The organism is Nocardia heshunensis (assembly GCF_054782115.1).
The window spans coordinates 268,536-289,300 of sequence record NZ_BAAGTC010000009.1 but is presented as its reverse complement, the minus strand read 5'-3'; the positions used below and the strand labels follow the sequence as shown (position 1 = coordinate 289,300).

Here is a 20,765-nt window from a genome sequence, read left to right as displayed (position 1 = left end):
CTTCCTGTCGAACCAACGCGGAGGACCACGCGCCCCCGCCGGTTCAAGATCGTCGGCACCGGTGTGAAACGTTAACCGCCAGTGGTGGACAGCCGCCGGACCGGTTGCCGCAGCGTCGGTTCCGCACCCAGGTCGCGCAGCCAGCGGTCCAGGTCGGCGAGGTCACGCGGGCCGAGCTGGTCGGGATCGATGGTGGTCCGGAGTTGATGCGCGACACCGGAATCCAGCAGCGCCCGCAGACTGCGGGCGGCGGGGCGGATGCTGCCGCGCGATCCGGTGATGTCGTCGTAGCGGCCGGGCGGGGCCTTCACATCGAATCCGACCCAATCCAGCAGATCCGCCGACAGCAACTGTTCCAGGCGGCGTGGGTAGGACCCGGCCGTGTGCAAGCCGGTCTCGAAACCCATGGCCCGCACCTCACGCAGTGCCTCCACCAGACCCGCCTGCAACAACGGCTCGCCGCCGGAGAACACGACCCCGTCGAGCAGTCCGCGGCGGCGGAACAGGTGCAGCCGGACGGCATTCCAGTCCACCACGGGCGGCGTGCGCGGTGAGAGCAGTTCCTGATTGTGGCAATAGCCGCACCGCCACGGACAGCCCTGCGTGAACAGGGTGGTGACCAGCTTGCCCGGCCAGTCGCAGGTCGACAGGCGCGACCAGCCGCCGAGGCGGATCACGCGCGCACCCCGGCGGATTCGAGGAACGGCACCCGTTCCGCGTGCTCACCGCGCTTGCCGATATTGAACGAGGACACCGGGCGGTGATAGCCCATCACCCGGGTCCAGACCTCGCACTCGGCACCGCAATTCGGGCAGGTCGGTTGCTCACCGGCCAGATAGCCGTGGCCGGGGCAGATCGAGAACGTCGGGGTCACTGTCAGATAGGGCAGCGAAAAGCGTTCCAGCGCACGCCGGACCAGGGTGCGGCACGCCTCGGCGGTCGTGATCTGCTCGGACATGTACAGGTGCAGCACCGTGCCCCCGGTGTATTTGCCCTGCAACTCGTCCTGACGTTCCAGCGCCTCGAACGGGTCGTCGGTCCAGCCGACCGGTAACTGCGACGAATTCGTGTAGTACGGATTGGATTCCGTCCCGGCCTGCCGGATGCCGGGGAAGCGCGCGCCGTCCTCCTTGGCGAACCGATACGTCGCGCCCTCGGCGGGCGTGGCCTCCAGATTGAACAGATGCCCCGTCTGTTGTTGGAACTCCACCATGCGGGCCCGCACGCGATCGAGCAGCCGCACCGCCATGGCATGCCCCTCCGGGTCGGTGATATCCGCTGCGCCGCCGGTGAAATTGCGGATCATCTCGTTGATCCCGTTCACTCCGATGGTCGAGAAGTGATTGCCCAGCGTGCCGAGATAGCGCTTGGTGTAAGGGAAAAGCCCGTCGTCCATGAGCCGTTGCACGGTCTCACGCTTGATCTCGAGGCTCTCGCAGGCCAGCTCCAGCAGCTCGTCCAGCGCCGCGAACAGCGCGTTCTCGTCTCCGGCGCAACGGAATCCGAGGCGTGCGCAGTTCACCGTCACCACGCCGACCGACCCGGTCTGCTCCGCGCTGCCGAACAGGCCGTTGCCGCGCGCGAGCAGTTCGGTCAGATCCAGTTGCAACCGGCAGCACATGGAGCGGATGTGGTGCGGTTCGCGATCGGAGTTCAGGAAGTTCTGGAAGTAGGGCAGCCCGTATTTGGCGGTCATGCCGAATAGCCGCAGTGCATTGTCGCTGTCCCAGTCGAAGTCGTGGGTGATGTTGTAGGTCGGGATGGGGAAGGTGAAGACGCGGCCGTCGGCGTCGCCCTCGGTCATGACCTCGATGTAGGCGCGGTTGATGAGATCCATCTCGGCCTGCAGGTCGCCGTAGCGGAACGGCATGGCGACACCGCCGATCACCGGCGACTCGTCGCGCAGGTCGGCCGGGCAGGTCCAGTCGAAGGTGAGGTTGGTGAACGGGGTCTGGGTGCCCCAGCGCGAGGGCACGTTCAGGTTGTGGATCAACTCCTGCATGCCCTGGCGCACCTCGCGGTAGGTCAGGCAGTCCTTGCGCACGAAGGGGGCCAGGTAGGTGTCGAAGGAGCTGAACGCCTGCGCGCCCGCCCACTCGTTCTGCAGGGTGCCCAGGAAGTTCACCACCTGCCCGCACGCGGCCGAGAAGTGTTGCGGCGCAGCCGAGGCGATCTGCCCGGGCACCCCGTTGAAGCCCTCGGTGAGCAGGCTGCGCAGCGACCAGCCCGCGCAGTAGCCCGACAGCATGTCCAGATCGTGGATGTGGATGTCACCCTCGCGATGCGCTCGCCCGACCGCGTCGGGATACACGCGATCCAGCCAGTAGTTCGCGGTGATCTTGCCCGCCGCATTGAGGATCAGCCCGCCCAGCGAATACCCCTGATTCGCATTGGCATTGACCCGCCAGTCACGGCGTTCGAGGTACTCGGTCACGGAATCGACAGCATCAACAGCGCTCACAGCAAACACCATATTGTGCCGAAAACTGTTCTGGCACACAATATCTTGTAGGACATTTGTCCCTGGACAGCCTTCGGCAACCCTCCCCCGGCCGCCGGACCAGCACTGACGGCCTCGATCGCGACCAGCGCGGCGATATCCGTCCCGCCGCAGTGTGATTCAGTGCTCGAAACCCACCGTCACTCCGAGCCCGGCCCGTCCGCCAAGGCGGCGGCCATGCGCCGCAGGGCCGTTCGATCCTCGGGGCCGAGCCGGTCGAGCAGGTGCCGCCGCACCGCCGCGGCGTGAATGGGCCGGAGCGCGTCGAGCGCGGTCGTCCCCGCCGCGGTCAGCACGATGTCGATGCCGCCGGGCACGCGCTCGCGGCGGATCAGCCCACGCTCCTGCATCCGCGTCAGCTGATGCGACATGGCCCCCTTGTTCAACTGCATCGACGCGGTGAGCGCCTGTTGCCGCAGGCGGCCGCCGCCGAGATCGGCCACCCGCGACAGCACCCCGTAGTCGGTGCCGGACATGCCCGAGGCGGCCGTGATGTCGGCGGCGACGCGACGGGTCACCTGATCGCCGAGCGTCTTGCAGGCATGCCAGATCGTCAGATCCTCGGGGGTGAGCTCGCTCATGGGAAACATCGTAGTTGTCATAGCAACTCAGCCCGTGCTTCACTGGTTGCTATGACAACTCCAGTCATTGTGACCGGCGCGTCCGCCGGGATCGGCGCGGCGATCGCGCGTCGCGTGAGCACCGCCGGGCACGACCTCGTCCTCACCTACCGATCCGGACGAGACCGGGCGGAGGCGGTGGTCACCGAGATCGAGAAGGCCGGTGGGCGAGCGGTGGCCGTCCGCGCCGATGTGGCGGTCCGCGCGGACATCCATGCCGTGTTCGACACCGCCGAACGGACATTCGGGCCGGTGTACGGGCTGGTCAACAACGCGGGCGTGGCGAAGGTCGCGTCCGTGGCCGACAGTGACGACGTTCTCGTCGAGGAATTGCTCGGGGTCAACCTGCTCGGCACCCTCTACGGCATGCAGGAGGCGGCGCAGCGACTCGCCGTGGGCGGCGCGATCGTCAACCTGTCCTCCACCGCGGTCGCGACCGCGACGCCCGGGCTCGGGGTCTATCTAGCCGCCAAGAGCGGGGTGGAGACCCTCACCCGGGTGGCCGCGAAGGAGTTCGGACCCCGGGGAATTCGCGTCAACGCGGTCGCGCCGGGTTTGATCGACTCACCGATGTTCCGCGACGGCAAGACCGAGGCGGATGTGCGGCGGTTCGCCGCACAGGCCCCGATGGGCCGACTCGGGGACAACGACGAGGTGGCGTCGGCGGTCGCATACCTGTTGCATCCGGATGCGTCCTGGGTGAACGGCCAGGTGTTGCGAGTCAACGGCGGCGTCGCCTGAGCGAATCCACACGACCGGCCGAACGCGCGGAAATCAGACCGCGCAGTAACCGGAAGTTGTGCCTCCGTTTAACTTGTGTTATCGATTTACAGTGCTGCTTGACCACGAGATGAACACTTCGCGCTCCTCGTTGTCGAGTAGTGGGGTCAAGTCGCGGGTTCTTCCGGTCGCCGCCCTGACCCTGGCGTTGGTCTTGCTGACCGCCGCGCAGGTGTGGGCCACCGCGCACGACATGCTCGGACCGCTGCGCAGCCTGCTCGACGACTACCTCGCCAATCCACAGTCCGCGGCCGTGTCCTGGGCCGGACTCGGGCTCGCCTGCGTCGGCGTGCCCACCCGGACCCGCATTGTGAGCCTCAGCGCCGCGGCCGTCCTGGACCTGCTGACCCTCGGCCTGCAAGCGGCCTGCGGATGGCACGTGTCCATCGGCACCGGCCCGACGCTGGCCCTCACCGGACTGATCGTGGTGGTCGCGCGCTGGGAGGGTCAGCGCCGCCGGACCGCCCTGCAGGCCATCGCCTTCGGTGTGCTGTTGATCATGGCCTCGAAGCTGGCCGACACCTGGCTGATGGTCAGCATCATCGCCGGGCCCCGGGTGCTGGACCAGTACGTCCAGCTCGCCGATCGCGCGCTGGGCGAACCGTCGTGGCTGGTCGGGCACGCGCTCGAATCACTCGGCTCGGTGCCGTCGCAGATCTTGCACGTGGTCTACATCCAGTTGCCGGTGGCCGCGGTCGTGGTCGCGTTCTGGCAGCTGCGCCGGGTCACCATCGACGGCTGGCCGCGGCATCACCTGGTGCGAACCTTCCTGGTGCTGGGCGTGATCGGACCGCTCGGCTACGTGCTGTTCCCGGTCGTCGGCCCGGTCTTCGCGTACGGCCCGCTCGGGCACGGACTCGAGATCGGCGACTGGCCGACGGTCTGGCCCGCCATGCTGTCCGATCCGCAGCCGATGCTGTTCGACTCCGAGACCGCCCGCAACTGCATGCCGTCCATGCACACCGCCTGGGCGACCGCCCTGTTCATCCACTCCCGCACCGGGCCGCGCTGGCTGCGCTGGGCGGGCGCGTTCTGGCTGGTGTGCACGCTGCTGGCGACGCTGGGCTTCGGCTACCACTACGGCAGTGATCTGGTGGCGGGCGCGGTGCTGTCGCTGACGGTGGAGTCCGCGCTGCGCGATCCGGAGCGAGGCTGGGACCACAATCGGGCCCGCATCGTGTCGCTCGGCGCGGCGGTACTCGCCGGATTGTTGCTGTCGTATCGCTTCCTGGCCGAGACCATGGCCGAGTATCCGGTGCCCGCCGGATTCCTGGTGCTGGGTTCACTGGCGGCGGTCGTGATCCTCTTCTATGCGACCTGGTTCGCCCGCCCGGGCAGCCGGTTGGCGTACTGGGGTGGCCGAACCCCGATCGACGGATTTGCCACTAATTTGCCCATCTCGCAAGGCAATCCGGACATCTTGCACGAAAGCCGAAAGGGTTAAATTCTCCCTGATGATCACTACGCGGGCGGGGCAACGAAGCTTGCTGGAGAACCTGAAGACCGAGGGCCGTGGCGGTCTGCCCCGCATTCCGATCTTGATCGGGCTGCTGGTGTCGCTGGCGATCACCGTGCTCTTCGCTTCCCTGCACGGCTTCCTGGACCTGCAGGTCTACCGCGTCGACACCAAGGGATGGCTGGAACACGGCACGCTGTACGGCGCGACCCTGCCGGTGGCCGGGCACACCGACCTGCCGTTCACCTATCCCCCGTCGGCCGCGGTGCTGATGATCCCGCTGGCCGTGATGCCGTTGTGGCTGGCCGAATTCCTGGTCACCACCAGCTCTTTGGCCTGCTTGGGCGTGACCATCTGGCTGGTGCTGTCGCGAGTGCGGCCGGATCTCAACTCGCGCAGCAAGATCACGTTGAGTGTTGCGGCGGTCGTGCTGGCACTGGCCATCGAACCGGTGCGCACCACACTGTGGTTCGGGCAGATCAATCTGGTGCTGATGGCGGCGGTCGCCCTCGACTGCCTGACCGAGAAACCGCGCTGGCCGCGCGGCGTGCTCATCGGCATCGCCGCGGTGACCAAGCTGACCCCGGCCGCGTTCGTGCTGTACTTCCTGATCCGCCGCGACTGGAAGGCCGCCGGGACCGCCGCGGCCACCGCGGTGGGGGTGATCGGCGCCGGATTCGTGTTGTTCCCCCGCGAATCTCGCGACTATTGGCTGCACGCCATCGTCGACACCAACCGCATCGGCTCCCCCGACTACGTCGGCAACCAATCGCTCAAGGGCATGGTGTTCCGGGTGGGAGTGCCGCATTCGGCGACCACCGCGGTGTGGCTCGGGCTCGCGCTGATCGTCGTGTGCGCGGGCGCAGCGCTGATGCATCACCTGATCACCGCCGAACGGGCTAAGGCGGACTTCTCCGGCCCGACGCCGGTGACCATCCTGTCCGTCACCGCGCTGCTCGTGAATGCCGCGGTGCTGCTGCTCATCTCACCGGTCTCCTGGACCCACCACTGGGTGTGGGTGGCGCCCGCGCTGGTGACGGCCGCCGCCTGGGCGTCTACCAGCCCGCGGTTCGCGCCCGCCGCCACCATTGCCGTGGTGGCCGTGCTGTTCCTGATCGGCCCCGGGTTGGTCCCCAACGGCAAGCACCGCGAGATGAATTGGGCTTGGTGGCAACACATCCCGGGCGACATCTATGTGATCGCGACGGCCGTTCTGCTGTCGGTCGGCCTGGGTAGGCTGATCTGGTCGCGCACCAGGACCGGCATCGAACGCTAGCCGGGGATCACAGAGATTCGAGAGAATGATCGAGCTGTCTGCCTTTCCACTGCCCTTCCTCGCCGACGGCATGACCGCGAGCTCGCGGCCGCGAACGTTGCGGGAATTGCAGATCATGCAGATCAGCGCGCACATCCGGGCCAAGCCGGACTGGTTCATGAAGATGAACGACGCCGAGATCGCGGCCAGGTGGGCGGCGGAGGCGACGGCTCAGGGGCTGACCGAGGACCAAATCCGTTATGTGATGGCGGAATTGGCGTATTACGCGGGGCTGCGGGACGGGTCGACCGGGATCGAGGTATCCGCGGTCGACGGGGTGTGGCAGTCCGACTCTTTGATCGATGCCGAGCTGAATTCCCGTCTGCGGGAGGCCGTTCGGGTGTTGGAGGACGTTCCCGACGCGGAGCTGGATTGGCATCCGGGTTCGGACGGTCAGGTTCTGGATCTGGTGCATCCTTCGCTGTTCTGTCTCGTGCGCGGGGTGAGCCCGGTGGACGACACGACCTGGCAGACACCGACGAAACGCGCTGAGCGGTATGCCTACTCGGAGAAGTTCCAGTGGCTGCCCACCGATGTCGAGGTCGGCGATGACGGCGCGGGCGTCTTCACGTCGTATGTGAACAACGTCCACCCGGTAGCGCATCGCGAACTCGAATCCGTGCTGCCGCAACTGTTCACCCGTGTGCTACCACTGTTCGAGCATGTGCTCACCGACCTGCGCCACCCCCGGCCGCGGCGCGATGACATCGAATTCTGGGGCTTCCACGAGCAGGAGCCGGTCGAGCCGGAAGACGACGACACCGATGCGCAGAGCGCCTACGAGGACGCCTGGGATGAGTGGTGGGACAACCGCACCCCGGATATCGGGGAGCTCCCCGTCTTCGCCCCGCCTGTCCGGCCCGACGACTTCGCGCCCGTCGACCTCAGCGGCCGCCGCCTGCAGGTGATCGTCAAGCTCGCCACCATCCACCTCACCCCCGAGAGGCCCGAATACCCTGGCGGCAGTTGGCATGTCGAGGCGATGATGAACGAACGCATCGTCTCCACCGCCCTCTACTACTGGGACAGCGAGAACATCACCGACAGCCTGCTGAGTTTCCGCACGGCCATCGACGACCCCTACTACGAGCAGAACGACCGCAGCGGCGTCCGCGGGGTCTTCGGCCTCGAGGACGAGGACCCGATGAACCAGGTCCTCGGCTCGGCCCACGCCCGCCCCGGCCGCTGCCTGGCCTTCCCGAACATCCTCCAGCACCGCGTGGCCCCCTTCCGCCTCGCCGACCCCACCCGCCCCGGCCACCGAAAGATCCTGGCGTTCTTCCTGATCGACCCGTCGACCACGATCACCTCGACCGCCGACGTGCCACCCCAGCAGCCGTGGGCAGAGACCTCGACCATGACCCGGACCGAGGCCGAGAGCTACCGCGAACAGCTGATGCAGGAACGCAAGTTCTTCGTCACCGAACACAACCAAGAGCTCTACGAACGCGAATTCTCCCTCTGCGAGCACTGATCACGAGCCGCCGGGCGGCCCGTAGCATGGGTGCATGCGAGCCGCGGGCGACACCGGTGACAGTGCGGTGCAAAGGGTTAGCGCATCTCCCTGGGGCGTCGCGCGCCCCGGGCGAGCAATCCGAATGCCAGGTGTGCGGATGGCGGGATTTCAGGACCGAGGCACCGACCTGATCGAAATGCCGGTCGTCCCCCACCCCGCCGTCACGCTCGTCCTCGACTTCGGTACCGGGGCACTCGTGGTGGACGACGGCGGCGGTGCGCGGGAGCCGGGCGGTCTGGTCGCCGGGCTGCTGCCGGGCCCGGTTCGGCTGCGCGGGCGGAACCTGACGTGTGTGGAGGTGCGCCTGTCGCCCCTGGCCGCGCGCAGGGTGCTGGGCGAGTGGGATCGCACGGTGATATCCCTCGAGGACGTGTGGGGCCGGGAGGCGTCCCGATTGCGGGAGCAACTGGCCGAATCATCCTCGTGGGGTGAGCGTTTCGCGTTGACGGAGGCGCAACTCGCTCGTCGCGGCGCGGCGGGGCGGGTGGTGGATCCGGAGGTGGCGCGGGTATGGAGCCGGATCCTCGGCACCCGCGGCCGGGCCCGGATCGACGATCTCGCCGTCGAGGTGGGCTGGAGTCGCCGGCGGCTGTGGGGGCGCTTCCGCGACCAGATGGGGCTACCGCCCAAGCAGGCCGCGAAGCTGGTGCGTTTCGACCACGCCGCGGGCCGGTTGGTCGCGGGCGAGGCCGCGGCCGACGTGGCGACGGTGTGCGGCTTCGTCGACCAGGCTCATCTGCATCGAGATGTCCAGGCGTTCACCGGGATGACGCCGGTCATGCTGGCGACCGACCTCGGACTCGCGGTGGACCACAGCGCTTACACGTGAATTCGGACCTTAATTCAACAATATTCCTTTTATTTCCGTATCTCCTGCGGAAGTAACACGCGCGACCAGCATTCTGATGTGTTCAGACAACACCCAATTCAGGAGGTCGGAATGCTATCTGCGAAGCGGCTTGCTGCCAGCGTTGTCGTTGCCACCGCGGCTGCGGGAACAATGTTCGCGACTGCTGGGGTTGCCCAGGCCGATGACGTGCCGGTATGGGCAGCGAACTGCCAGGTCTTCAACATCTTCAACACCGGCGGAATGTCCACCTGCCAGCTCCCCACCTGGCACCAGGTGAAACTCACCTGCATCGCCTGGCCCGTCCCCTTCACCTATTGGAAATACGGCCCCGCCCAATACGGCACGAACCAATCCTGGGCCAGTTGCGACTCGTACAACGCCCTGGTGAATGTCGAGGTCATCCAGGCGTGAGCGCCCCGGTCCGCAGTGACCGAACATTCGTACAAGATTGTCCGGGGTAGCGCCCATCAAATTGGGATCATGCGAATTCACGATCCCGCCACCCTCGCGAAAACCCTCTCTCCCTTCGATTTCCGCGAACTCGAGTCATTCAACGAAGGCATGTTCTGCATGTACTACGGCGACCGGCTCGAAACCTCGACCTGGGAGCTACACCCGGACACCGACGAACTCCTCATGGTGCTGTCGGGCACCGTCACCGTCGAAATCCTCACCGACACCGAAACCCACCGCCACAAACTCACCCCTGGCTCCTTCGTCATCGTCCCGAAAGGCCACTGGCACCGGCACATCGACATCCATGACGTGGTCGAAGTGTTCTACACCCCCGGCACCACCATCGAATCCACGGCCACCGACCCGCGACACTCTGAGGCGCGCTGTCCGCGTTTCGCGGGTTCGGCGTAGCTAGAGTGACTCGAACGTGCAGTTACCGGCCAGCAATGGATTGGGGGCGTTGCCATGTCAGCTACGTTGTCGGCCGGATTGGTCGAACTGGGCTCGGCGGCCCTGGCCCTCGCCGACACCGTCACGAGCATCGCCGCCAATGTCGTCTTCATTCTCAGCGCCTTCGGGTTGCTGTGACCGCCCGGCCCCGAGGAGGAGCATGAAGTACGCAGCGCATCTGACGGCCGTCGTCGTGGCCGCCCTGCTGGCCGGAATCCCCAGCGCACAAGCCGATCCCGGCGACACGCCCCGCGTGTGCACCGTTCCCACGGAGTTGGCCCACGGTACCGTCCTGATCCTCTACGGCAGCACCCCCGCCGTCCCCGCCGCACCCATCGGTGACTCGATGACCCTGGTGCGTTTCCCCGCCCCCGGCGCACTCCAGTACATGGTCGTCGGCAGCGGCGTCTGGCAGGACGGCACCTACACCTACAGCTCTCCCGAACAGGGCGTCGCCGTCATCGACAGCACCCAGACCAGCGCACCCCAACCGATTCCCTTCACGATGACCCTGCGCTGCCGCACCAATGACACCGGCCAATACGCCTACACCACCCCGGACGGTGCGCAGGCGACCGACGACAACGTGACGGTGTACCGCTTCACCCACGTCAACCGCTGACGCCCCACCGACCACCAGGAGTCCGCCGGTGACCGAACCCTCGAAACCTTCCGTCCTGTCCCGCATCTCGCCCAAACAGTGGCTCGCGATCATCCTGACCGCACTCGCCGTCGCGTTCATCGTCGTGAACCGTCACCAGGTGGACATCAAGTTCCTACTCATCACCGTCCGCTCCCCCATGTGGCTGGTCCTCCTCGTCACCTTCGCCGTCGGCTGGCTGGTCGGCCTCCTCACCCGCCGCGCCCGCCGCTGACCCGATCAACCGCTACGGCTCGCGAACACCGTTGACCGTCAGCTGTTTTCGGTGGTGGTCGTAGTGCTGTCCCGGATATCGGTAGATATCGGCGAGGGTCATGTAGCCGTGGAAATACGGGTCCCAGCGCTCGGGATACGGCATGCCGCGAGCGAAATCCGCATCGGCCGCGCGGAACAGGGACCGCCGGAGCGAGGCGATGACCCGGTCCATCTTGGCACCCATCCTGCGGCGGTTGTAGACGCGCGCCGCCAGGCGGGAGCCGTAAAAGTTGACCAGGTCGAACGGCTTGGTCGCCGCGTTGAGGAACCTCGAATTCGTGCGGGCGGCACCGGCGGGCAGGCGGCCGAACACTCGGAGGAGGATCAGCAGCTTCTGCACGATCATGTAGCCGAAGACCATATGGAACAGCAGCTCTTCGTTGGTCCAGCGCGTCCCATTCGTCGATGCTCTCCACTCATCGTCACGGGTTGTGCCGAGCAGGTGATGGAAATCGACTCGGGCCCGCTCGAGATCAGCGGCCAAGGCATCGCGTTCGACGCTCACCTATCGATCGTCGCGCGTCACCATCGAGTGTCAAGGCTTCCGGCGCTTTCAGTCGCGACGCTACACCCGACCGGTCGGCAGCAGTTCGTCGATGAGTTGTTCTACCCGCGCACGAATTTCGTCGCGAATCGGCCTAACTGCTGCGACGCCCTTTCCCGCCGGGTCATCGAGTTTCCAGTCGCGGTAGTCGATGCCGGGGAAGTAGGGGCACGTGTCCCCGCAACCCATGGTGATCACCACGGTCGAGGTCTGCACGGTGTCAGCGGCGAGGATCGTCGGCGTTTGGGCGGTGATATCGATTCCGAGTTCACCCATCGCCTCGACCGCGGCAGGATTGATGGTGTCGGCGGGCGCCGTTCCCGCGGAACGGACTTCGATCGCGTCACCCGCGAGATGGGTGAGGAACCCCTGCGCCATTTGGGAGCGTCCGGCGTTGTGCACGCACACGAACAGCACGCTGGGCTTGGTGGAAGTCATGGGCGGGCTGAGTCCCTTTCAGGCAGTGGGGATGTCGAGTTCGGTGGGAGTGTGGGCCGGTTCCGGGTGTGGGGTGACGACGTTCTCGGCGGGGAGCGGGTCGGGATAGATGAACCTGATCAGGCTGAGCCCGATTGCGCCGCCGAGGATTTGGGCGGCGATGAATGCGGCCACCGAGGCAGGGGCGATGCCGGCGAAAGTGTCGGAGAAGACGCGGCCGAGCGTGACGGCCGGGTTGGCGAAGCTGGTGGAGCTGGTGAACCAGTACGCCGAACCGATGTATGCGGCCACCGCCGCCGCGGACAGGGCTGCCCGGCCGGTGCGGGCGAGGGCGAAGATGAGCGCGATCAGCCCGGCCGTGGCCACCACTTCACTCACTAGATGCCCTGTGGTGGCGCGGTGGTGGGTGGAGATCTGGACGGCCCGCTGGTCGAACATGATGTTGGCCAGGACTGCCCCGGCTACGGCGCCGAGGACCTGCGCGCCGATGTAGGAGGCGAGTTCCGTGCCGGACAGCCCGGTACCGTTGCGCCGTCCGGCCACCCAATCGGCTGCCGAGACAACGGGATTGAAGTGCGCGCCGGAGACGGGTCCGAACATCAGGATCAGGATGCCCAATCCGAAGACCGTCGCCGTCGAGTTCTCCAGCAGCTGGATCCCGATGTCGTTCGGGGACAGTTGCTGGGCCGCGATACCGGAGCCAACCACCACGCACACCAGTAGTCCGGTGCCGACGAACTCGGCCGTCAGCCGTCGAGCGAGCATCGTCATCGCAGCACCTCGTTGGGAGCCGCGATATCGAGGAGCCTGGAAAGCTGTTGAAAGGCAGCGGGTTCGACGCGGTAGTACACCCACGACCCCCGCCGCTCGCTCGACAACAGCCCGGCCTCGCGCAGCACCTTGAGGTGGTGGGAAATGGTGGGCTGGGACACGTCGAAACCGTCGGAGAGGTCGCACACGCAGGCTTCCCGCCCGCTGTGGCTGGCCACCACGCTGAGCAACCGCAGCCGTACCGGGTCCGACAACGCCTTGAAGACTCCCGCCAACTCGACCGCGGCCTGCGAGGTCAAGGGTTGCCGGGCCAGGGGTGTGACCTCACACGCGGGTGAGGTCACCCCGGTCAGCGGTAGCTCTCGTTTCGACACTTATCGATATTGATGGTTATCGAATCAGATGGCAAGCGAACAGCGGGTGCACCCAGCACTCAGCCGCAGCAGGACTGACCCGAGACGACGGCCTCGGCCTTCGCGGCACTGCCACAGCACGCGCCCTCGGCAGCGGCTTCCTCGGCGGTTCCACAGCAAATCGCCATGGCCTGCTCATCGGTCGCGACCTGCCCGGACGCCAATACCGGTGCGGTGCCGAAGGTTTCACTGTCGGCCAGCACGGTGTAGACCTCCCAGCGCTCCGCGTCGGGAGCGGTGACCCAGACCTTGTCCTGGGTGGCGAAGCAACAGGTGGTGGCGATCTGCTCCTCGGTGAACATGCCCGCGCTCGACAGGCGGGCGATCTCGGAGTGCACCTGTTCGGAAGATTCGACCTCGACTCCGAGGTGGTTGAGGCTGCCGCCGTGGCCCTGATTTTCGATGAGTACCAGCTTCAGCGGCGGTTCGGCGATGGCGAAGTTGGCGTAGCCCGGTTTGCGCTTGGCCGGTTCGGTTTTGAACAACGTCGAATAGAACGTGATCGCCTGGTCGAGGTCGTCGACGTTGAGGGCGAGCTGTACACGGGACATGAGACCATACCTCCACTTGTGAGACATATGTCGAAGAACTAGTGCGACAGAGTGTGCCCTACCTTTTCGACATATGTCAACAAGGTGCGTAGGGTGGTTGTCATGCCCAAGGCGCTGCCCGTGATCGACATGTCCGCCCCGGTCTGCTGCGCGCCCGTCGCCGCCGCCCCGATCGACGATGACGCCGCCCTCGCAATCGCCTTACGGCTCAAGGCCATCGCCGACCCGGTCCGGGTGAAGCTGCTGTCACTCCTGCTCACCAGCCCCGCCGGGGAAGAGAACACCGGCGACCTCGCCGCGACGGTCGGACTCGCCGAATCGACCGTCAGCCACCACCTCGGGCAGCTCAAGAAGGCCGGACTCGTCGAATCCGAACGCCGCGGCATGAACACCTACCACCACGCCTACCGCGACGCGCTGTCCGCGCTATGCCTGGTACTCGATCCCAACTGCTGCCGCTGAACACCACCTTCGATCAATCGATGCCGGGCCCGCCTACTGACTCGATCCGCTGGTAACCGCCCCGAGTAGTCCGGAGAGCACGCTCGCGCCCAACCCGAGCGGCAGGCCATCCTTCGAGCCCGAGGCGAATCCGCCCGCGGATCCGGTCAGATACCCCTTCCCCGGCCCACCGGTCGAGCCGGTGAGTACGCCGGGTGCGTCATTGCCCAATTCGTTCAAGCCGCAGGTGGCCAGACCGGCCCCGGATCCGCTGGCCAGCGCGGTGAGGATGCCATTGGCTAAGCCCGCGGCGGAACCGGCCTGGGGTCCACCGCTGGATCCGCCGAGATATCCGAGTGCCGAACCGGTAACCGATCCGGTCGCGCCCGATTTGGCCGAGCCGCTGAGGAATCCCTGCACACAGGACTCCCCCGGCGGCAGGGCCGTGGCGTCGACGGCGTCGGCCGTACTCGGGCTCTCCACCGGGAGTGGTTCGGCGGCGGCCGGTCCCGCTCCGAGGGCGAGGGAGATAGCAATGAAGGCGGTGAGGAGAATGGTGTTGCGCATGGGATTGCCGCTCTCGTGTGGTTCTCGCCGGAGACGCGGCATTCGCCTGCCGCCCCTCCGCTGCACCCCACCGCTCGGATCGCGCTGCGGAACAACCAGGTTCGAGCAGCGGGGCATGCCGTCGCGGCAATAGCCCTCTCCCACACCAGCAATCACCTGGACGTGCGCCCAATTTAGCGCGCCCGGCACGGTCATACATGCCGATTGGTCCGCAATCCAGTTCTCCGATGGCTTCTCGCACCGCCGTCACGCTCCTCCAACGCTGACAGACGAGTCACCAGAACAGGTTTCGCGCATCCATGACCGAGGGTCAGAGCCGGTCGTAGATGGCGACCAGCCGATCGAGGACCTCGGCGGCGGAGCGCAGCGCCACGGTGTCCCGGTCGGACAACTCCGCCCGAAGAGCATCGCCCATGGCCGCCATTCGCTCGCGGCACCGGACACGTCCAGCCTCGGTCAGCGCGACCAGGACCGAGCGCTTGTCACCCGGCCCTCGTTCCCTGGTGACATATCCGGCGGCGACCAGGCCGTTGACCAGTTGCGTCGTTGCGGCACCGGTTGTTTCGGTCAGCGCGGCGAGCCCGCCGATCGTGAGCGGTCCCTGATCGTCCAGCGCGCGCAGGGCGCGGGCGTGCGTGAGCGATAGAGCCTCGGGCGATCTGGTCGCGCGACCCCGTAGCCGGGAGTCCGCGGCGCTGAGCCGGTAGGCGGCCCGCGCCAGTAGGTCGAGGGCCGCGGCGCGGTCCGGGTCGAGATCTTCGCTCACGAATGCATCTCCTGTCGACGGAACGTGGTGGTTTGACAATCAGCTTAACCTAAGTACTTAATAGATAAGTACTTAGTCATCCCCGGAAAGGAACTGCCATGACCATTCGATCCATCGGCCAGACCTGGGCCCTCGACATCGCCCTCGCCCAGGGCGGCTTCGACGCCCTGCACCCGCAGGCCAAGGGCACCATGGAGCAACTCGGTCACGACCACACCGACTTCGACAAGGTCTTCGAACTCACCCGGAGTGGCGCGATGCTGCCCAAGGCGTGGGCGAGCATTGCCGCGCAGGCCGAGGAACGCGCCGCCCATCACGAGCGAAACGGGTTCGCCCGCACCGCCGCCGACCTCTACACCCGCGCCGCGGTGATGTGGGGCCGGGCCCAATATTCGATCTTCGATGCCGCCGATCCCCGCAAACTCGCCTTCCGCGAGCGGACCAACCACTGCGTCGAACGACTGGGCCGGCTGCGCGGCGGACTGGTCCGGCGGGTGGCGCTCGACTTCGAGGGCAAGCAGATCTTCGCACTGCTCCACTTGCCCGCCGGGCCCGTGCACCAGGCGCCCGCGGTGATCCTCGGCCCCGGCATGGACATGATCAAGGAGGACTACATCGCCGCAGCCGAGCGGTATTACACCTCACGCGGCATGGTCGCCCTGTCCATCGAAGGCCCCGGTCAGGGCGAGAGCCGAGCACACGGCCTGGCGGTCGACCTCACCAACTACGAGCGGGCGGTGCAGACCTACATCGACTACCTGGCCGGTCTCCCGGAGGTGGATCCGGAGCGCATCGGCATGTTCGGCATCAGCATGAGCGGCTACTGGGGATCACGCACGGCCGCAACGGATCCCAGGCTGGCAGCACTGGCCGCCTTCGAAGCGCCGACCGGCGACTTCCGCACGATCTTCGAGCGAGCCCAACCGACCTTCAAGAACAACTACATGTACATGGCGGGCTACGAGGACGAAGCCGCCTTCGACCACGATCTGCGCGACCGCATGCCGCTGGGCGACCTGGTCGCCGCCATCACCTGCCCGGTGCTATACGGAATCGGCGAGTTCGACGAACTGACCCCACTCGAGCAGGCCCTCGCCAACTACGAACTAGTCCGCGCCCCCAAGGAGATTCGCGTCTACGAAGGCGAATTCCACCCACTCGGTGGCGTGGCGGCCGAGATCTTCCGCTTCGGCGCGGAATGGCTCGAGCGAGCGCTCGCCGGTGAATTCGCCACGCCCGGACGCGATGTCCGCCACTACGTCCACCGCGACGGCCGCACCACCGACGGGACCGCCGATCCCCAGTGGTGGTCGGGCGCAGTGCCCTTGGCAATCCAGCGACTGCGCTCAGCGTGAACCAGCGGTTGCTCCCGGCCTGAAACTGCCGATACCAAGTGGGTACCGGCAACGGTACCGTCGGACAGTTCTTCCCGAAGCCGGAATGACGCCCAGAACAGGACATGAAGTGATTACCGCAGTCTCGTACCTGAAAGATTCCCGAGGCGTTTTCGTGCCGGTGGAAGAGGCCGACTTCAAGCCTCCGAACCCTCGTCACGTCGAGGGCGCAATCGAGTTGGAGATCAATGGAGTCGCCATTCTCGACAAGACCCTGTGGGACGACGTCGATCAACTCTGGGCATACATCGTCAACGCGATCTGCGAGCTTCAGGTTAAAGGCGCGGCCACCACATCATTTCCGGATCAGCCCATCGAACTATCTTTCCGCAGGACAGGTGGGGACCACGTACTGGTGACGCTCGAGAGCAGAGCCATTCCGCGGCGAACGGCCGCCGCGGACGAATCCGAATTGATCGCCGCAATCCGGCACGCTGCCCACGGCTTCTTCTCGCGCTTGGGCAAGCTGCTCCCGGAGAACAGACCCGCCTACGAGGCCACCCTGAACGCGATGTCGGGAATCTGACCACGAACCCCGTCGGGCCGCACCCTGGTGCGGTTCAACCGGGCTGGCAGGTGGGGCACCAGAACAGGTTTCGGGCGTCCATGACCGAATGTAGGACGGTGGTGCCGCACAGGCGGCAGGGGTCGCCGACTCGGCGGTAGACGTAGGTGCGGGGGCGGTCGGCGGCATAGGAGGGGGCGCCGTGGTCGTGTTCGGGGCGGACGACGTGCATTTTGCCGCGGCGGACGCCGACCTTCATGAGCTCGACCAGGTCGGCCCAGATGGCGTCCCATTCGGTGCGGCTCAGCGACTTTCCGGGGCGGTGCGGTGAGATGTTGTGGCGGAAAAGGATTTCCGCGCGGTAGACGTTGCCGACTCCGGCGAGGACCTTCTGGTCCATGAGCATTGCGCCGATGGTGCGCTGGGAGCGGCTGATGCGGGACCAGGCACGGTCGGGGTCGGCGTCGCGGCGCAGGGGGTCGGGGCCCAAACGGGAAGTGAGAGCGGCGACTTCGGGGTCGTGCAGGATTTCGCAGGCGTTGGGGCCGCGCAGGTCGGTGCCGTGCAGGTCGCCGGTGCGGCCGCCGCCGATCAGGCGCATGCGGACCTCGCCGACCGGATCATCCATGGGGACGGCGGATTCGGTGAACTTGCCGTACAGACCCAGGTGGATGTGCAGGGTGACGCCCGAATCGTAGTGGTGCAGCAGGTGTTTGCCCCAGGCTTCGGCGCGGGTCAGCACGCGGCCGTCGATCAGGGCCGCGCCGTCGGCGAAGCGGCCCTGCGGGCTGGAGACTCGGACCTGACCGCCGGCGAAGCGCTGTTGATGCAGCTTCGCCAGGCGGTGCAGCGTATGGCCTTCGGGCACGGGTCAATGGCCTTCTGGCACAGCTCAGTTCGGCAGGGCCGGGGGGACGCCGGTCTTCTCGTACTCGGCGAGGATGTCGATGCGGCGCTGGTGGCGCTCCTCGTCCGACCACGCGGTGGTGGTGAAGGCGTCGACGATGGCGAGGGCTTCCTCGGTGGTGTGCATGCGGCCGCCGATGCCGAGCAGCTGCGCGTTGTTGTGCTGGCGGGCGAGCTGCGCGGTCTCCACACTCCAGCCGAGGGCGCAGCGCGCGCCGGGCACCTTGTTGGCGGCGATCTGCTCGCCGTTGCCGGAGCCACCGAACACGAAGCCCAGCGAGCCCGGGTCGGCGACGACGCGGCGCGCGGCCTCGATGCAGAAGGCCGGGTAGTCGTCGAGGGCGTCGTATTCCAGCGCGCCGCAGTCGACGACCTCGTGGCCCTGGCCCTCCAGGTGAGCCTTGACGTGGTTCTTCAGTTCGAAGCCGGCATGGTCGGCACCCAGGTATACGCGCATGGCCCCGATTCTGTCAGGACGCCCGCGTGCGGACACGCACGGGTCCGGACCCGCCGCGGTGAGACGAACCGTCGACACCCGCGAAACGTACTATCCAGGCATGACGTCCGACGACAGTTCGACACCGCCGAACGCCTATGGGGGGCAAACATCCGGCGGCCTACCGGGTCAGCCGCCCACGGGCAGCTATCCGGCCGTTCCGATCAACGGCATGACCGGCTGGGATCCCCGCCTGGGTGCGCCGGGTTGGGGTCCGCAGCAACCGTATTCGCCGCCACCACCGCCGATGGTGCAGCAGACCCGCGGCCTGTCCCCGTACGGGATGCCCGCGCGGCACAGCTGGGAGATCCCGATGCTGGTCATCGTGGTCACCATCACGGTGCTGGCGTACCTGTTCGCACTTCTGCTGCTGCTCACCGGAAATGCGGGCCAGATCACCCTGGTTCTGGTCTTCGCCCCGCTGATCGTCTACCTGATCCGCGGTATGAACTTCGCGACCCAGCGGGTCAACGGCGTGAAGATGTCGCCCACCCAGTTCCCCGAGGGGTACCGGATGGTGCAGGAGGCGGCGCAGCGCTTCGGCATGAAGAAGGTCCCCGACGCCTATGTGGTGCTGGGCAACGGCCAGGTCAACGCGTTCGCCGCGGGCCACGGTTTCCGCCGCTTCGTGGTCGTCTACAGCGACCTGTTCGAAATCGGCGGCGCCGCACGCAATCCCGACGCACTGGCGTTCATCATCGGCCACGAGGTCGGCCACATCGCGGCCGGGCACGTCTCCTACTGGCGGCAGCTCGGTATGTTCGCGGGCTCGTACATCCCGATCATCGGCAGCTCGCTGATCCGCACCCAGGAGTACACGGCCGACAACCACGGCTTCTGCAATCGACCGCAGGGTGCGGCCGCGGCCATGCAGACCCTCGCCGGCGGCAAGTACCTCAACAATCTGGTCGGCTTCGACGAGATGGCCGATCGCGCTCCCCAGGAGAAGGGCTTCTTCGTCTGGATCGTGAACGCCATGGCCAGCCATCCGGTGCTGACCTGGCGCATGTGGGCGCTGCGCGACCGCAGCCGCCACGGCAAGCTGTTCCTGCGACCGAACGCCCTGCCGCCCGCGATCGCGGCCCCGCCGTACGGTGGTTTCCAACCGCCCGCCGGCTACGGCCCGCCGCCTGGCTACGGTCCCCCGCCCGGCTACGGCGACACCACGACCTATCACGAATATCGCGGTCCGAACTGAGGTTTCGAACGCGCATCGGGCAGGGTCCGCAGCACGCGGACCCTGCCCGATCCATTATCCGGTCCTACCGAAAACCTGCCCAGCTCAGTCGAAGACGGGATCCTCGGTCCGAGTCCGCTTGAGCTCGAAGAAGTGCGGGTAGGCGGCCAGCGCGACCGCGGCGTCCCACACCTTGCCCGCCTCCTCGCCGCGCGGGATCCGCGAGAGCACCGGGCCGAAGAAGGCGACGTCATTGATGTGGATAGTCGGCGTGCCGACATCCGGGCCGACCTTGTCCATGCCCGCGTGGTGCGAGACCCGCAGGGCGTCGTCGAAGTCGGTGCTGGTGGCGGCCGCCGCCAGTTCGGCGGGCAGGCCGACCTCGGCCAGCGACTCGGCGATGATCTGCGCCAGCAGGTCGGTGCGCGAGCCGTCCTCCCGCTCGTACTCGGCGCGCCGGTTGTGCAGGCGGGTACCCATGGCGGTGTACAGCGGCAGCAGCACCTTGTCGCCGTGCTCGGCGGCGGCCGCGATGGCGACGCGCACCGGGCCCCATCCGGTGGCGAGCAGCTCTTCGTACTGCGGCGGCAGGCCCTCGCGGCCCTCGTTGAGCACCGACAGGCTCATGACGTGGAAGTGTGACTCGATATCGCGTACCTGCTCGACCTCGAGGATCCAGCGGGAGGTGATCCAGCACCACGGGCACAGCGGGTCGAACCAGAAGTCGACCTTGTCCTTCTTGGTGTCGCTCACAAGGAAGTCCTTTCGCAGTTTTCGGACGGCCGGAGGCAGCGCTCATTGCCGAGCACACGAGTGCCGTACTCCATGCGCAACAACCCGGATTGTTGCCGATATTTCCGCGCCGCCCACCTGCACCGGGGCTAGTGTCGGAATATCGGCCTCGAGGACGGCGGTTCCCCACCGGCGCAAGCAGGAG

General features: G+C 66.8%; 27 protein-coding genes. 14 read left to right on the top strand and 13 right to left on the bottom strand.

The features are described 5' to 3' along the window. Positions 1 to 71 precede the first annotated feature (71 nt). From ACYVN4_RS29325 to ACYVN4_RS29315, 3 genes are all read right to left on the bottom strand, one after another. Positions 72 to 677, bottom strand: a complete 606-nt coding sequence (locus ACYVN4_RS29325; RefSeq protein WP_460725241.1) for an anaerobic ribonucleoside-triphosphate reductase activating protein — start codon at positions 675 to 677, stop codon at positions 72 to 74. Continuing rightward, positions 674 to 2,473, bottom strand: a complete 1,800-nt coding sequence (locus ACYVN4_RS29320) for a ribonucleoside triphosphate reductase (RefSeq protein ID WP_460725240.1) — start codon at positions 2,471 to 2,473, stop codon at positions 674 to 676. The genes ACYVN4_RS29325 and ACYVN4_RS29320 overlap by 4 nt, the downstream gene beginning before the upstream one ends. A 167-nt stretch (positions 2,474 to 2,640) precedes the next feature. Then, positions 2,641 to 3,081, bottom strand: a complete 441-nt coding sequence (locus ACYVN4_RS29315) for a MarR family winged helix-turn-helix transcriptional regulator (protein WP_460725239.1) — start codon at positions 3,079 to 3,081, stop codon at positions 2,641 to 2,643. Positions 3,082 to 3,132: 51 nt separating this feature from the next. On the opposite strand from ACYVN4_RS29315, the gene ACYVN4_RS29310 reads away from it, so the two are divergent. From ACYVN4_RS29310 to ACYVN4_RS29265, 10 genes are all read left to right on the top strand, one after another. Continuing rightward, the gene (locus ACYVN4_RS29310; RefSeq protein ID WP_460725238.1) at positions 3,133 to 3,861 is read left to right on the top strand and encodes an SDR family oxidoreductase; all 729 of its coding nucleotides are present in this window, start codon (positions 3,133 to 3,135) and stop codon (positions 3,859 to 3,861) included. A gap of 109 nt (positions 3,862 to 3,970) precedes the next feature. Next, positions 3,971 to 5,344, top strand: a complete 1,374-nt coding sequence (locus ACYVN4_RS29305) for a phosphatase PAP2 family protein (protein WP_460726728.1) — start codon at positions 3,971 to 3,973, stop codon at positions 5,342 to 5,344. Between the two features lie 10 nt (positions 5,345 to 5,354). Beyond that, complete coding sequence (locus ACYVN4_RS29300; RefSeq protein ID WP_460725237.1) at positions 5,355 to 6,632, top strand: glycosyltransferase family 87 protein; 1,278 nt, start codon at positions 5,355 to 5,357, stop codon at positions 6,630 to 6,632. Between the two features lie 25 nt (positions 6,633 to 6,657). Beyond that, on the top strand, positions 6,658 to 8,145 hold the full coding sequence (locus tag ACYVN4_RS29295; protein WP_460725236.1) for a DUF4246 domain-containing protein: 1,488 nt from the start codon (positions 6,658 to 6,660) through the stop codon (positions 8,143 to 8,145). Between the two features lie 139 nt (positions 8,146 to 8,284). Beyond that, entirely contained in the window at positions 8,285 to 9,016 is a 732-nt protein-coding gene (locus ACYVN4_RS29290; RefSeq protein WP_460725235.1) for a helix-turn-helix domain-containing protein, read from the top strand. A gap of 171 nt (positions 9,017 to 9,187) precedes the next feature. After that, positions 9,188 to 9,448, top strand: coding sequence for a hypothetical protein (locus ACYVN4_RS29285; protein ID WP_460725234.1), 261 nt, complete (start codon positions 9,188 to 9,190; stop codon positions 9,446 to 9,448). A gap of 69 nt (positions 9,449 to 9,517) precedes the next feature. Continuing rightward, a complete protein-coding gene (locus ACYVN4_RS29280; RefSeq protein ID WP_460725233.1) occupies positions 9,518 to 9,904 on the top strand; it encodes a cupin domain-containing protein in 387 nt (128 codons plus the stop codon). A gap of 54 nt (positions 9,905 to 9,958) precedes the next feature. Then, positions 9,959 to 10,081, top strand: a complete 123-nt coding sequence (locus ACYVN4_RS29275; protein WP_379357292.1) for a hypothetical protein — start codon at positions 9,959 to 9,961, stop codon at positions 10,079 to 10,081. A gap of 22 nt (positions 10,082 to 10,103) precedes the next feature. Then, a complete protein-coding gene (locus ACYVN4_RS29270) occupies positions 10,104 to 10,565 on the top strand; it encodes a hypothetical protein (RefSeq protein ID WP_460725232.1) in 462 nt (153 codons plus the stop codon). Between the two features lie 28 nt (positions 10,566 to 10,593). Continuing rightward, positions 10,594 to 10,818 carry a LapA family protein gene (locus tag ACYVN4_RS29265; protein WP_460725231.1) on the top strand — a complete coding sequence of 75 codons (225 nt, stop codon included), beginning with the start codon at positions 10,594 to 10,596 and terminating at the stop codon, positions 10,816 to 10,818. 12 nt (positions 10,819 to 10,830) lie between these two features. On the opposite strand, the gene ACYVN4_RS29260 is transcribed toward ACYVN4_RS29265, so the two are convergent. From ACYVN4_RS29260 to ACYVN4_RS29240, 5 genes are read right to left on the bottom strand one after another with little or no spacing between them, the layout of a single operon-like run. Next, positions 10,831 to 11,364: a DinB family protein gene (locus ACYVN4_RS29260; protein WP_460725230.1), complete on the bottom strand. Its 534-nt coding sequence runs from the start codon at positions 11,362 to 11,364 to the stop codon at positions 10,831 to 10,833. A 60-nt stretch (positions 11,365 to 11,424) separates the two neighbouring features. Then, complete coding sequence (locus ACYVN4_RS29255) at positions 11,425 to 11,841, bottom strand: arsenate reductase ArsC (RefSeq protein ID WP_460725229.1); 417 nt, start codon at positions 11,839 to 11,841, stop codon at positions 11,425 to 11,427. A gap of 18 nt (positions 11,842 to 11,859) precedes the next feature. Further along, complete coding sequence (locus tag ACYVN4_RS29250; RefSeq protein WP_460725228.1) at positions 11,860 to 12,612, bottom strand: aquaporin; 753 nt, start codon at positions 12,610 to 12,612, stop codon at positions 11,860 to 11,862. Beyond that, on the bottom strand, positions 12,609 to 12,986 hold the full coding sequence (locus ACYVN4_RS29245; RefSeq protein WP_460725227.1) for an ArsR/SmtB family transcription factor: 378 nt from the start codon (positions 12,984 to 12,986) through the stop codon (positions 12,609 to 12,611). Before ACYVN4_RS29245 ends, ACYVN4_RS29250 begins: the two co-directional genes overlap by 4 nt. Positions 12,987 to 13,045: 59 nt before the next feature. Beyond that, positions 13,046 to 13,576: an ArsI/CadI family heavy metal resistance metalloenzyme gene (locus tag ACYVN4_RS29240; protein WP_460725226.1), complete on the bottom strand. Its 531-nt coding sequence runs from the start codon at positions 13,574 to 13,576 to the stop codon at positions 13,046 to 13,048. A 102-nt stretch (positions 13,577 to 13,678) separates the two neighbouring features. Here ACYVN4_RS29240 and ACYVN4_RS29235 point away from each other — a divergent pair, with 102 nt between their 5' ends. Beyond that, positions 13,679 to 14,038: an Rv2640c family ArsR-like transcriptional regulator gene (locus ACYVN4_RS29235; protein ID WP_460725225.1), complete on the top strand. Its 360-nt coding sequence runs from the start codon at positions 13,679 to 13,681 to the stop codon at positions 14,036 to 14,038. A gap of 33 nt (positions 14,039 to 14,071) precedes the next feature. Here the strand turns inward: ACYVN4_RS29235 and ACYVN4_RS29230 are convergent, their stop codons facing one another. Together ACYVN4_RS29230 and ACYVN4_RS29225 are read right to left on the bottom strand one after the other, a co-directional pair. After that, entirely contained in the window at positions 14,072 to 14,584 is a 513-nt protein-coding gene (locus ACYVN4_RS29230) for a hypothetical protein (protein WP_460725224.1), read from the bottom strand. Positions 14,585 to 14,894: 310 nt separating this feature from the next. Next, positions 14,895 to 15,350 carry a MarR family winged helix-turn-helix transcriptional regulator gene (locus ACYVN4_RS29225; RefSeq protein ID WP_460725223.1) on the bottom strand — a complete coding sequence of 152 codons (456 nt, stop codon included), beginning with the start codon at positions 15,348 to 15,350 and terminating at the stop codon, positions 14,895 to 14,897. Between the two features lie 98 nt (positions 15,351 to 15,448). On the opposite strand from ACYVN4_RS29225, the gene ACYVN4_RS29220 reads away from it, so the two are divergent. Then, entirely contained in the window at positions 15,449 to 16,705 is a 1,257-nt protein-coding gene (locus ACYVN4_RS29220) for an alpha/beta hydrolase (protein ID WP_460725222.1), read from the top strand. A gap of 109 nt (positions 16,706 to 16,814) precedes the next feature. Further along, the gene (locus ACYVN4_RS29215) at positions 16,815 to 17,270 is read left to right on the top strand and encodes a hypothetical protein (RefSeq protein ID WP_460725221.1); all 456 of its coding nucleotides are present in this window, start codon (positions 16,815 to 16,817) and stop codon (positions 17,268 to 17,270) included. Between the two features lie 34 nt (positions 17,271 to 17,304). Here ACYVN4_RS29215 and ACYVN4_RS29210 read toward each other — a convergent pair whose 3' ends face one another. Next, the gene (locus ACYVN4_RS29210) at positions 17,305 to 18,117 is read right to left on the bottom strand and encodes an Fpg/Nei family DNA glycosylase (protein WP_460725220.1); all 813 of its coding nucleotides are present in this window, start codon (positions 18,115 to 18,117) and stop codon (positions 17,305 to 17,307) included. Between the two features lie 24 nt (positions 18,118 to 18,141). Then, the gene (locus ACYVN4_RS29205) at positions 18,142 to 18,612 is read right to left on the bottom strand and encodes a ribose-5-phosphate isomerase (protein WP_460725219.1); all 471 of its coding nucleotides are present in this window, start codon (positions 18,610 to 18,612) and stop codon (positions 18,142 to 18,144) included. 211 nt (positions 18,613 to 18,823) lie between these two features. Here ACYVN4_RS29205 and ACYVN4_RS29200 point away from each other — a divergent pair, with 211 nt between their 5' ends. Then, on the top strand, positions 18,824 to 19,849 hold the full coding sequence (locus tag ACYVN4_RS29200) for a M48 family metallopeptidase (protein WP_460726726.1): 1,026 nt from the start codon (positions 18,824 to 18,826) through the stop codon (positions 19,847 to 19,849). 84 nt (positions 19,850 to 19,933) lie between these two features. Here ACYVN4_RS29200 and ACYVN4_RS29195 read toward each other — a convergent pair whose 3' ends face one another. Next, positions 19,934 to 20,581, bottom strand: coding sequence for a mycothiol-dependent nitroreductase Rv2466c family protein (locus ACYVN4_RS29195; protein ID WP_460725218.1), 648 nt, complete (start codon positions 20,579 to 20,581; stop codon positions 19,934 to 19,936). Positions 20,582 to 20,765: the final 184 nt, after the last annotated feature.